Source organism: Actinomadura sp. 7K507, assembly GCF_004348425.1.
Classification (GTDB): domain Bacteria; phylum Actinomycetota; class Actinomycetes; order Streptosporangiales; family Streptosporangiaceae; genus Spirillospora.
This window is the reverse complement of the sequence record NZ_SMKK01000288.1, coordinates 1-10,585: the sequence shown is the minus strand read 5'-3', so window position 1 is coordinate 10,585 and position 10,585 is coordinate 1. Positions and strand designations below refer to the sequence as shown.

Here is a 10,585-nt window from a genome sequence, read left to right as displayed (position 1 = left end):
TCGTGGCGCTCGGCCACGTCGGCGGGCTGCTGATCCCCGACCGCTGGACCGAAGCCGTCGGCGTCACCGAGCACATGTACCACGTCGTCGCCGTGGTGCTCGGCACCATCGCCGGGTTCTGCACCCTGGCCGGCATCGCCATCCTGATCTACCGGCGCCGCACGGTCGGTCCCGTGTTCGCCGCGACGACCCGCAACGACAAGCTGATGTACGCGGTCCTCGCGCTGACCATCCTGCTCGGGCTGGCCGCGACGGTGGCCGCCAACATCGTCGGCGGCGGCTACAACTACCGGGAGACGGTGTCCCCGTGGTTCCGGTCGATCTTCTACCTGCGGCCGGACCCGGACCTGATGACCGGCGTGCCGGTCCTGTTCCAGCTGCACGCGCTCAGCGCCCTGCTGCTGTTCTGCATCTGGCCCTTCACCCGGCTGGTGCACATGCTCACCGCCCCGGTCGGCTACCTGACCCGCCCCTACATCGTGTACCGCAGCCGCGACGAGCAGCTGGGAATGCACCCGCCTCGCCGCGGCTGGGAACGGGTCCCCTGATCCGGCCGGGGGCCCGGCCGGATGAACCGGGTTCAGTCCTCCTTGTTCCACAGGTCGGGGCCGAACACCTCGTAGTGGACGCGCTCGTCCGAGATTCCGGCGTCGGCCAGGCCGCGCCGGATCTCGCGCATGAAGGGGATGGGGCCGCACATGAACACGCGGGCCTTGGGCGGCAGCGGCAGCGCGGACACGTCGATCCGGCCGGGCCGGACGTCCCCGTCCCCGGCCCCGCCCGAGGCGGCCCCGTCGAGGTCCTCGTACCAGGTCATCAGCTGGAAGCCGGGCATCCGCCGGCCCGCGCGGGCGATCTGCTCGCGCAGCGGGTGCGTGCGCGGGCTCCGGTCGGCGTGGACGGCCAGGACGCGGCGTCCCGGCTGCGCGGCGGCCAGCCGGTCGATGATCGCGGCGGCCGGCGTGATCCCGATGCCCGCGCTGACCAGGACGAGCGGATCATCGCCGTCGTCCACGACCACGTCCCCGAACGGCCGCGACAGCTCCAGCTCGTCCCCGGGGGCGACGGACTCGAAGCGCTCGGTGACGCGCCACGTCCGGTACGGCACGGCCGGGTCGCAGGCGGCCTCGTGGTAGAGCCGGGCCTCCTCGGCGATCAGCAGCGTCGCGAACAGCCAGTACACCTCGGACCAGGCCGCGTGGACCTCCGGCGTCACCGCGTCGCCGAGCACCGTGGCCTCGATCTCTCCCGGCGCCCAGGTGGGCAGCGGCAGGGCCTCCAGGGCGGCGACGGTGGCGGGGTCCGCGACGTGCCTTCGAGGATCCCGAGCCCGCTCTGATCGAGCTGTATGCGTTCTGCGTGGAACAGCCCCGGCCGGACCGTCAGGGCCCAAGGTCCCGAGCCGGGCGACAAGCGGGGTGGTGCGCGACGTGGCCGGGGCAGGCGATAACGTCCGGTGAACCGTCCCCGATCACCGCCCGGTCCGCCAGGGAGGCACCCCGTGCTCGAGGTCACCACCGCCGATCTGCGGCTGTTCCTTCACGTGCTCGCCGCGACGATCTGGGTCGGCGGGCAGATCACCCTCGGCGCGCTCGTCCCGGCGCTGCGCGGTTTCGAGGGCGTCACCAAGGTCGCCGCCCGCCGCTACAACCTGGTCGCCTGGCCCGCGTTCGCCGTCCTCGTCCTGACCGGCATCTGGAACATCACCGGCGGTGACATGGGGGACGCCGCGCAGCGCACGCTGGAGGTGAAGCTCGTCTTCGTCGTCCTGTCGGGCGTGGCCGCGCTGCTGCACACCCGCGCGAAGTCCAAGGCGGGCCTCGCCGTCTGGGGGGCCCTGGGCGTGGTGGGGGCACTGGCGGCGCTGTTCTTCGGCGTCCAGCTCGGCTGACCTGACGCCCGAAACGTCCCGAAATGTCCCGTAGTGTCCGGGACGCCCGTCCCTCCCGGTAGTGACGCGCCCGCGCGCACGCTGGTGTCGTCAGGCCCCGCCCAGCGGCGAGGGATGGGCGAGACCTCATCCGGCCTTCCCTCGCAGCTGCCCGACGGGGGGACGACATGAGGCAGATCACCATCGTGGTGGCGGCCGCGTTGCTCGCGGCGGTCGTGGCGTGCGCCGGCGCCATCGCGTTCATGAGGCTGGGGCCGGGGGAGTCGCGCGACGCCGGCAGGGTCGCGGAGACCCGGACGTCCGCACCGTCCGGCCAGGAGCGGGAGCCCGGTCAGGAGCAGGCGCCTGAGCCGCGGCCGACCGTCACCGTCACCGAGCCGAGGACCGTGGTCCCGGACGAGCCCGGCCGGAGCGCGGCCGACGCGGACTTCCTGGCCATGATCGCCGCCGACGGCATCACCGCCCCGGACGGCTGGGCGATCGAGGCGGGCCGGGCGACCTGCGGCCAGGACTACGCGTCCGCGCGCGAATACCTGACGGACGGCGGCCTCTACGACCACCACGTCCAGACGTTCCTGGACGACTGGATGATCACGCACGGCGGCTGCTGACGCCGCCGGCGTCCCGGCCGGCTCCCGGCCCGGGCGGCCGTCGTGCGCGTGCGCGTGGGTAGATCGTCTAGGTTTGCCCCATGAGCGATTCTGTGGCGGTCGGGCTGGTCGGGGCGGGACACTGGGCCGGGATCGTGCACGCGCCCGCGCTCGCGGCGGGGCCGTCCACGCGGCTCGCGGGCGTGTGGGCCCGGCGCGCGGAGGCGTCCGCCGAGCTGGCCGGCCGGCACGGCGTGCCCTCGTTCGAACGGATCGAGGAGCTGTTCGACGCATGCGACGCCGTGGCGTTCTCCGTCCCGCCGGACGTCCAGGCCGGCCTCGCGGTGCGGGCCGCCCGCGCGGGCAAGGCCGTCCTGCTGGAAAAGCCCCTCGCCATGGACCTGGATGGCGCCCGCCGGGTCGCCGGCGCCATCGCCGAGGCGGGCGTCGTCTCCCAGATGGTCTTCACCCTGCGCTACTCGCGCGCCGCCCGCGCTTTCCTCGGCCGGGTACACGACCTGGACCCCTTCGGCGGCTACGGCTCGTTCGTCTCCTCCACGCTGAGCGGCGGCCCCTTCGCCACCCCGTGGCGGCTGGAGCGGGGCGCGCTGCTCGACCTCGGCCCGCACATCGTCGACCTGCTGGACGCCTCGCTCGGCCGGGTCGTGGGCGTGCGCCCGCACGGCGACCCGCTCGGCTGGCTGGGGCTGACGCTGGACCACGAGGGCGGCGCGGTGAGCCAGGCGTCGGTCTCCATGGCCGGGGCGGGCGAACTGCCGCCCGCTCACATCGAGGTCTACGGACGGAAGGGACACGCCCGGCTCGACTGGTCCCAGCTCGGCGACGACGCGTTCGCGACCATGGTCGCCGAGTTCGCCGCGGCGGTCCGGGGAGAGGCCGGAAGCGCCCTGGACGCCGCGCACGGCCTCCGGATCCAGGAGATCCTCGCCTCGGCCGAGGCCCAGCTCGCGAACCAATGATCCCGATATTCCCGATTGTCGCGATAGGGAACCGGCTGCCATGCTGGATGCCATGGCTCGTACGATCGATGACATCCTCGGCGAGGCGCGCGGCCGGCTGGTCCGCCTCGAACCCGGCCAGGCCCACGCCGAGACGCGGGACGGCGCCCTGCTCGTCGACATCCGCCCCGCGGCCCAGCGCGCCGGCGAGGGCGAGGTGCCCGGCGCCCTGATCGTGGAACGCAACGTCCTGGAATGGCGCCTCGACCCGGCCTCCGGCGCCCGGCTCCCCGAGGCGACCGGCCACGGACTGCGCGTCATCGTGCTCTGCTCGGAGGGGTACACCTCCAGCCTCGCCGCCGCGTCCCTGCACGACCTCGGCCTCTCCCGCGCCACCGACGTCGTGGGCGGGTTCCGGGCGTGGCGGGCCGCGGGCCTGCCGACGACCGGGGGAGCGGGCGGATGAGCACGGTCGCGCTGGTCGGGAACCCGCGACCGAAGTCGCGGACGCTCGGGGTGGCGCTCCAGGCCTCGGAGGCGGTCAACGAGCGGATCGGCGCCACCGGTGAGACCGAGACCGTCGACCTGTCCGTGCTGGCGCCGGACCTGCTGAGCGCCGTCCCGCCGCCCGGCGTCCAGCAAGCGCTGGACACCGTCGCCGCCGCGGACGTCCTGGTCGTGGCGAGCCCTACGTACAAGGCCACCTACACCGGCCTGCTCAAGGTGTTCCTCGACCGCTTCGGCGCCGGGTCGCTGGCGTCCGCGGTCGCCTTGCCCCTCCTGGTCATGGGCGACGCCAGGCACTCCCTCGCCGTCGAGACGCACCTGCGGCCGCTCCTCGTCGAACTGGGCGCGAACGTGCCGTCCCCGGGCCTGGCGATGCTCGAATCGCAGCTCGCGGACGCCGAGGAGGTCATCGGCGCCTGGGCCGACCGCGTCGCCCCCCAGGTGGCGGCCTTCCTCGCGAGCACGTCCACCGCCACCTGACCGGCCGCGCCGCTCCCGCCATTTCCCGCGCTATTATCCAAGCGCACCCGGCCGATTTCAGAGCGTGATTCCATGTTCGTCTTAGTGATCTGCTCCGATATTTCATCGCTATTTTACAAGACATGAGATAATTTCTGATCGGGTCTTTGTTTCTCCGGAACACTCGGGTACAAACAGGTTGTATTCCGCGCGGTCATGAACCCCGCCCGCCGCGCGAAGGGGGCCGCGTGCGGGCGTGCCGCAGGCGGAAGAAGAATGGCCTCTCCCGAGGAGGAACCCCATGAAAGCTCCCATCAGACTCGCCGTGCCGGTGGTGGCCGCCTCCGCCGCGCTGGCCCTGACCGCGGGCACCGCGTCCGCAGCCACCACCACCATCCGCGAGGAGACCGCCACCGGAGCGCCGTACTCCGGCAACTGGCAGGTCTCCACCGTCGGGACGCTCGACTTCTCCGTCGTCTTCCTGGGCTCGGAGGTGACCGGATCCTGCGAGAGCGCGACGCTCCAGGGCACGGTCGTGTCCACCGGCCCAGGCGAGCTGACCGCGGCGTCGCTCGGCGCGTGCGAGACCTCGAACGGGCTCAGCTCTCCCCCGACCGACCTCGACCTGAGCGAATTGCCCGACAAGAGCGGCGCGGTCGCCTACGCCCCGGTCCAGGGCGGGCGCGACGGCACCCTCTCGATCAACGGCGACCTGCAGTTCACGATCGAAGGGCAGATCCTCGGCTTCACGGTCACCTGCAACTACGGCTTCCGCAGCGGCGACACCCCGGGTCTGGTCTTCGACGTCTACAACCGCGACAACCCGAACCGCCCGCTCCCGGACCTCGACGACGCCCAGGGCGCCTCCGACGACATCACGCTCGTCCGGCAACCGGGGAGCAGCGGCCTGTGCCCGGAGGACGGCACCGGCAGCGGCGCCGCCATCGCCCGCGGTGAGACCACCCCCGGCTCCGGCGTCTTCGACCGCAAGCTCTACCTGACCTCGTAGCCGCCCGCCCCGCCGGTCCGGGCCGTCCCGTCCCTCCGTGGCGTCCCTCCGTGGCGTCCCGGACCACCCCTGGAGAGCGCGGCGGGACGGCCGGGCCCCGGGGCCGGTGCAAGGGAGTGGCCATCCTCCTCGGGGCCCGGCCGCCCCATACCCTCGCGATGCTGGGTCGCCGTGTCGGAACGACCGGGGGCGTACGGCCGGAATCCTCCTGGACGAACGCGAGGAATTCGAGCGTAACTCCGCTGGTCAGCACTCAGTAATGACAGCGTGCTTACAGTTGTTTCCCACTCGTGTCCGGGAGCCGTCGTGGCAAAATCACCGCCCCATCGGCACCTCTGTGACCTGAATCACACCCACTGACGTCACGCCCGGCGACCCTGTCCCGTCCTGATGCCGAAACCGTCGTTTCCCGGCGACGCGGCCGGGCGGACAGGGAGGTCATCATGCGCGTACTCGTCGCGGGCTCCACCGGGGTCATCGGACGGCGACTCGTCCCGCTGCTGGAGGCCGTCGGGCACGAGGTGACCGGGCTGGCCCGCACCGGCACCCGCACCCGCACCGGCACCCGCACCGGCACCGGCACCGGCGACCGCGGCCCGGACACCGGCCGCCTCGTCACCGCCGACGCGCTCGACCGCGACGCGCTGGCACGCGCCGTGGCGGAGGCCGCGCCGGACGCGGTCGTCAACCTGCTCACCGCGATCCCCGCCGCGCCCGACCCGCGGCGGCTGGCCCGCGACTTCGCCGCCACCGACCGGCTCCGCACCGAAGGCGCCCGCAACCTGTACGAAGCGGCGGAGAAGGCCGGCGTCACCCGCGTACTCGCCGAGGGCCTCGCCTACGCCTACCAGCCCGGCGACGGCCTGGCGGACGAGGACGCGCCCCTGTGGACCGACCGCACGCCCAAGCAGTTCGCCCCCGTCCTCGCGGCCCTCATCGAACTCGAACGGCTGACCTCCGGGGCCGGAGGCATGGTCCTGCGGTTCGGCCACCTGTACGGGCCGGGCACCGCCTTCGCGAAGGGCGGGTCGTTCACGAGCCGGATCCGCGCGGGGAAGATGCCCGTGGTCGGCGGCGGAAACTCGACGATGTCGTTCACCCACGCCGACGACGCCGCCACCGCCCTCGTGGCCGCGCTCGACAAGGACCTGACCGGCGTCCTGAACGTCGTGGACGACACGCCCGTCACCATGGGCGAGTTCCTGCCCGCGTTCGCGCGAAAGCTCGGCTCGCCCGCGCCCAAGCGCGTCCCCGCCGCACTCGCCCGCCTGGCCGTCGGCGCCTGGGGCGTCGCGTACATGAACGGTCTGCGCGGCGCCGACAACACCCGCGCCCGGCTCCGCCTCGACTGGCGCCCCCGGTACCCGTCCTGGGCGGCCGGTTTCCCGGTGGGCGGCGACGCGCCGGACGGCGGCCCGGCCCGCGCGGCATGAACGTCCCACGGGCGCGCCGACCGATGCCCGCCGTGCGGCCGCCCGGCTCGCGGAGGTCCGCGACAGGTTCCGCCCGCCCGCCCGGCTGACGAGATCGCGGAGCGGCCCGCACCCCGTTCCGGCGGGCCACCCGCCGGCCCGCCCGGGTGCCTGCGGGACAATGGGGCATGTGAGAGCGGTGGCCATCTCCGACACCCACGCGCCCCGGCGCTGGAAGTTGTGCCCGCCGCGGGTGGCCGAGCACCTGCGGGACGCCGACGTGATCCTGCACGCCGGCGACGTGTGCATCGCCTCCGTCCTCGACGAGCTCGCCGAGTACGCTCCCGTCCACGCCGTCCTCGGCAACAACGACGGACCGGACGTCGCCGCATGGGGCGCACCGGAACGCCTCGAACTCGACCTCGACGGCCTCGCGGTCGCCATGATCCACGACAGCGGCCAGGCCCGCGGCCGGACGGCCCGGATGCGCCGCTGGTTCCCCGGCGCCGACCTCGTCGTCTTCGGGCATTCGCACATCCCCCTGGACGAGACCGGCGACGGCGTCCGCATCTTCAACCCCGGATCGCCCACCGACCGGCGCCGCCAGCCCCACGGCACCCTCGGCCTCCTCGACATCCGCGACGGCCGGCTCACCAGTGCGGAAATCATCCCCGTCACCTGACCGCGTTCGCGAGAACGCCCGAATGGACGCCGCACCGAAAGAGCGCCTTCCCTGGGACCGGACCCCCGAGCAAGTCCAGGCCGACGTGGAGGCCCTGCTCGGCGCCCCGGGTCGTCGACGCGGTGACCCAGCCCGGCGGGTTCCCCCCGGGCGTCGCCGCGCGCCCGCGGTTGGACGGCGGGTGCCGCGCCTTCGTCAAATCCGCGGGCCCCGAACCCAACCCCGACACGCCCCGCCTGCACCGCGTCCTGACCGGGCTCGGCGAACTCGCGTCCGCCATGACCCCGGCCCCCATCGACGCCCCCACCGCCGCCGAACGCTTCGGCGGCGCCTTCCAGGGCTGGCGGCTCCTCGCCGCAGGCGAGGACCTCAGCGGCCTCGACCCCTGGGCCCGCCGGAACCTCGCCCGGCTGGCGGTCCTGGAAGGGGCCTGGGAGGAGGCATCCGCCGGGACGACGCTCGCCCACGCCGACCTCCGCGCCGACAACCTCCTGCTGACCGCCGACCGGGTCGTGGTCGTCGACTGGCCGTGGGCGTGCCTCGCCGCGCCGTGGTTGGACCTGGTCACCACCTTGCCGAGCGTCCGCACCCAGGGCGGGCCGCCGCCCGCCGGCGTCTTCGCCGGCCACCCCCTCGCCCGGGACGCCGGCGACGAAGCGGTGACGTCCGTCCTCGCCGCGCTGGCGGGATACTTCGTCCGGGAGGGCGGGCAGCCTCCGCCTCCGGACCTGCCGACGCTCCGCGCCTTCCAGAAGGCCCAGGGCAGGGCCGCACTCGACTGGCTGCGGCGGCGCATGGGATCGTCGCCCTGAGATGACCGCCGACAGACGGGAAGCCGGCATGACCGACCGCGTGACCGTGAACGTCCACGAGGGAGTCGCCGACGTGCGGCTCAACCGCCCCGACAAGCTGAACGCCCTCGACATCGCCACGTTCGAGGCGCTCGCCGAGACCGGGGAGACGCTCGCCGCGGATCCGTCCGTCCGCGCCGTGGTCCTGTCGGGCGAGGGCCGCGCGTTCTGCGCCGGGCTCGACTTCGCCAACTTCGCCGCCATGGCCGGTGACTCCGCCCCCGACGAGGGCAGCTCCCGGTTCCGCCGGCTGGCCCTCGACATCACCGCGCGCGAGCCGGGGCGCATCACCAACCTCGGCCAGCAGGCCGTGCACACCTGGCGGGAGATGCCGCAGCCGGTGGTCGCCGCCGTCCACGGCCACGCCCTCGGCGGCGGGCTGCAGATCGCGCTGGGCGCCGACATCCGGATCGTCGCCCCCGACGCGAAACTGTCGGTCCTGGAGATCCGCTGGGGCCTGGTGCCCGACATGACGGGAACGGCGGCGCTGATCCGCCTCATCGGCGAGGACGTCGCGAAGGAGCTCACCCTCACCGGCCGCATGATCAGCGGTGAGGAGGCCGCCCGCATCGGCCTGGCCACCCGCACCGCCGCCGACCCGCGCGCCGCGGCCACCGAACTCGCCCGCGAGATCGCCGGCAACAGCCCCGATGCCGTCCGCGGAGCCAAACGCCTGCTCAACCGCGCGGCGGACGTCGACCTGGCCGGCCAGTATCTCGAGGAGTCCCGGACGCTCGGCGAGCTGCGCGGCACGCCCAACCAGGTCGAAGCCGTCCGCGCCTACTTCGAGAAGCGCCCGTCCGCCTTCACCGACCCGGAATGACCCGGTAGGCGATCCACGGCCGGCCCGGTCGCGTGCAACGAGTGAGTGGGCCGGCGGGCCGCCACGCGGCGGCTAGGAGCGGACCGTCAGGCCGCGAGGAACGAACCGAACGGCAGGTTGCGCACCAGCCAGAAGAGCAGGACGGCACCGAAGAACGCCCATATGAGCGCGGGATGAGCCGCCTTCGTGCGGGTGGGGCGGTCCTGGGCGCGAGCCTTCGCCCAGCGGAACCAGAAGAACGCCAGCGCCGGTATCGCCGCCAGGGTGAGCACGTTCAGCCCGAGGGCGGTCGGGACGTCGCCGTGGGCGAGGGCGTGGATGGTCCGCATGGAGCCGCAGCCCGGGCACTGCAGCCCGGTCAGCGCGAGGAACGGGCAGGTCGGGTAGTGACCCTGCTCATTGGGGTCGACCGCCGCGATGTAGGACACGACCGCGGTGGTGAGGAGCAGGACCCCACCCGGCCGGAGCAGCCGGAGCGTCACCGCGGCCGCCGGGCGGCCGCGGAACCGGTCCCGCCACTCGGTGAGCGGCCCGCCCGGCTGAAGCAGGGCGGGCCGGCGCTCGTGCGTCATGGAGCAGGAACCGTCAGCTAGCCATGGACAGCTGGACGACGAAGGAGATGACGCCGACGACGACACCCGCGATCGCGGACACGATCGCCCACGTCTTCGCGTTGCTGGACGCCTTCATGGCCCCGGCCTGGTCGCCGGCCTTCCATTTACCGTTCACCTGCGCGGCGAACACGATGGACACGATCCCGGCGGGCAGGCAGCAGAAGATCGTCGTCAGGATCGACCACACGAGGTGGTTCGGGGGCGGGTTGCCGGCGCCGTAGGCGTTCGGCGGCGGGGGAGCTGGCGGGTAGGCCATGGTGTTACCTCCGTGGTGGGCTGGGTGATCCAAGAAGATAGATGACTATCAGGCCGGTCGGGTTCCCGCCTATCCCTAGAATCATGTCACGGGCGGCTTCCGGTGCTCTGATTTGACGCGGTCGCTCCGACCCCGTAGGTTAACCGCTCGTCCCCACACGGATCCAGGACGCCAGCACGGCGGCCGGTCGATCGTGGGGGAAACCACTACAGAACCAGCCGACGCGGCTTAGCTGTGCCTGGCGCGTTGTGGCGGGTCGGAAAAGGCCGATTTTGACAATCGCGCCGGATCTGATGAAATAGCTTCACCGCCCGGAAGGCGCCGCGCAAGCGGCATCGGAACGGCGTTGCCAAAAAGGACGGAAATTGACAATCCGCCCCGATTAGGTAGAGTGAAAAGCGAGTCGCCCCGGAGCCGGGGCCTGCGGGAGCGGGGTTCGGCGCGGTGGGTGTCCGTTTCTTGAGAACTCAACAGCGTGTTAAAAGCCAGTGCCTTTATCGGCTCGGCCAGTGTTTTCTGGTCGGGTCGCCCC

General features: G+C 73.0%; 14 protein-coding genes. 11 read left to right on the top strand and 3 right to left on the bottom strand.

Annotated features, from left to right (window positions below):
* A partial coding sequence (gene narI / locus E1285_RS39470) for a respiratory nitrate reductase subunit gamma (RefSeq protein ID WP_132159715.1) occupies positions 1-548 on the top strand: 548 nt, incomplete at its 5' end.
* 32 nt (positions 549-580) lie between these two features.
* Here narI and E1285_RS39465 read toward each other — a convergent pair.
* A complete protein-coding gene (locus E1285_RS39465) occupies positions 581-1,231 on the bottom strand; it encodes a hypothetical protein (protein ID WP_165966947.1) in 651 nt (216 codons plus the stop codon).
* A gap of 270 nt (positions 1,232-1,501) precedes the next feature.
* On the opposite strand from E1285_RS39465, the gene E1285_RS39460 reads away from it, so the two are divergent.
* The 10 genes from E1285_RS39460 (at position 1,502) to E1285_RS39415 (ending at position 9,183) form a co-directional block, all read left to right on the top strand.
* Positions 1,502-1,891, top strand: a complete 390-nt coding sequence (locus E1285_RS39460) for a hypothetical protein (protein WP_132159713.1) — start codon at positions 1,502-1,504, stop codon at positions 1,889-1,891.
* A gap of 167 nt (positions 1,892-2,058) precedes the next feature.
* Positions 2,059-2,502, top strand: coding sequence for a hypothetical protein (locus tag E1285_RS39455; protein ID WP_132159712.1), 444 nt, complete (start codon positions 2,059-2,061; stop codon positions 2,500-2,502).
* Between the two features lie 80 nt (positions 2,503-2,582).
* Positions 2,583-3,461, top strand: coding sequence for a Gfo/Idh/MocA family oxidoreductase (locus E1285_RS39450; RefSeq protein WP_132159711.1), 879 nt, complete (start codon positions 2,583-2,585; stop codon positions 3,459-3,461).
* Between the two features lie 52 nt (positions 3,462-3,513).
* A complete protein-coding gene (locus tag E1285_RS39445) occupies positions 3,514-3,906 on the top strand; it encodes a rhodanese-like domain-containing protein (RefSeq protein WP_207947156.1) in 393 nt (130 codons plus the stop codon).
* A complete protein-coding gene (locus tag E1285_RS39440; RefSeq protein WP_132159709.1) occupies positions 3,903-4,427 on the top strand; it encodes an NAD(P)H-dependent oxidoreductase in 525 nt (174 codons plus the stop codon). Before E1285_RS39445 ends, E1285_RS39440 begins: the two co-directional genes overlap by 4 nt.
* A gap of 280 nt (positions 4,428-4,707) precedes the next feature.
* Positions 4,708-5,415: a hypothetical protein gene (locus E1285_RS39435; RefSeq protein ID WP_132159708.1), complete on the top strand. Its 708-nt coding sequence runs from the start codon at positions 4,708-4,710 to the stop codon at positions 5,413-5,415.
* A gap of 443 nt (positions 5,416-5,858) precedes the next feature.
* The gene (locus tag E1285_RS39430; RefSeq protein WP_132159707.1) at positions 5,859-6,848 is read left to right on the top strand and encodes an NAD(P)-dependent oxidoreductase; all 990 of its coding nucleotides are present in this window, start codon (positions 5,859-5,861) and stop codon (positions 6,846-6,848) included.
* A 160-nt stretch (positions 6,849-7,008) separates the two neighbouring features.
* Positions 7,009-7,509, top strand: coding sequence for a metallophosphoesterase family protein (locus E1285_RS39425; RefSeq protein ID WP_243723367.1), 501 nt, complete (start codon positions 7,009-7,011; stop codon positions 7,507-7,509).
* A gap of 122 nt (positions 7,510-7,631) precedes the next feature.
* Positions 7,632-8,321, top strand: coding sequence for a phosphotransferase (locus tag E1285_RS39420; RefSeq protein ID WP_207947155.1), 690 nt, complete (start codon positions 7,632-7,634; stop codon positions 8,319-8,321).
* A 28-nt stretch (positions 8,322-8,349) separates the two neighbouring features.
* On the top strand, positions 8,350-9,183 hold the full coding sequence (locus E1285_RS39415; RefSeq protein WP_132159705.1) for a crotonase/enoyl-CoA hydratase family protein: 834 nt from the start codon (positions 8,350-8,352) through the stop codon (positions 9,181-9,183).
* Positions 9,184-9,269: 86 nt separating this feature from the next.
* Here the strand turns inward: E1285_RS39415 and E1285_RS39410 are convergent, their stop codons facing one another.
* Together E1285_RS39410 and E1285_RS39405 are read right to left on the bottom strand one after the other, a co-directional pair.
* Positions 9,270-9,755, bottom strand: a complete 486-nt coding sequence (locus E1285_RS39410) for a DUF2752 domain-containing protein (RefSeq protein ID WP_243723366.1) — start codon at positions 9,753-9,755, stop codon at positions 9,270-9,272.
* A 13-nt stretch (positions 9,756-9,768) separates the two neighbouring features.
* Positions 9,769-10,053 (bottom strand): CD225/dispanin family protein, encoded by a 285-nt coding sequence (locus E1285_RS39405; protein WP_132159704.1) that lies wholly within the window; start codon positions 10,051-10,053, stop codon positions 9,769-9,771.
* Positions 10,054-10,585 lie beyond the last annotated feature (532 nt).

What these genes read in the sequence shown, in the direction of transcription:
- E1285_RS39455 (WP_132159712.1), top strand. Translation starts at nt 2,059, where the DNA reads ATGAGGCAGATCACCATCGTGGTGGCGGCCGCGTTGCTCGCGGCGGTC.
- E1285_RS39450 (WP_132159711.1), top strand. Translation starts at nt 2,583, where the DNA reads ATGAGCGATTCTGTGGCGGTCGGGCTGGTCGGGGCGGGACACTGGGCC.
- E1285_RS39445 (WP_207947156.1), top strand. Translation starts at nt 3,514, where the DNA reads ATGGCTCGTACGATCGATGACATCCTCGGCGAGGCGCGCGGCCGGCTG.
- E1285_RS39440 (WP_132159709.1), top strand. Translation starts at nt 3,903, where the DNA reads ATGAGCACGGTCGCGCTGGTCGGGAACCCGCGACCGAAGTCGCGGACG.
- E1285_RS39435 (WP_132159708.1), top strand. Translation starts at nt 4,708, where the DNA reads ATGAAAGCTCCCATCAGACTCGCCGTGCCGGTGGTGGCCGCCTCCGCC.
- E1285_RS39430 (WP_132159707.1), top strand. Translation starts at nt 5,859, where the DNA reads ATGCGCGTACTCGTCGCGGGCTCCACCGGGGTCATCGGACGGCGACTC.
- E1285_RS39425 (WP_243723367.1), top strand. Translation starts at nt 7,009, where the DNA reads ATGGGGCATGTGAGAGCGGTGGCCATCTCCGACACCCACGCGCCCCGG.
- E1285_RS39415 (WP_132159705.1), top strand. Translation starts at nt 8,350, where the DNA reads ATGACCGACCGCGTGACCGTGAACGTCCACGAGGGAGTCGCCGACGTG.
- E1285_RS39410 (WP_243723366.1), bottom strand. Translation starts at nt 9,755, where the DNA reads ATGACGCACGAGCGCCGGCCCGCCCTGCTTCAGCCGGGCGGGCCGCTC.
- E1285_RS39405 (WP_132159704.1), bottom strand. Translation starts at nt 10,053, where the DNA reads ATGGCCTACCCGCCAGCTCCCCCGCCGCCGAACGCCTACGGCGCCGGC.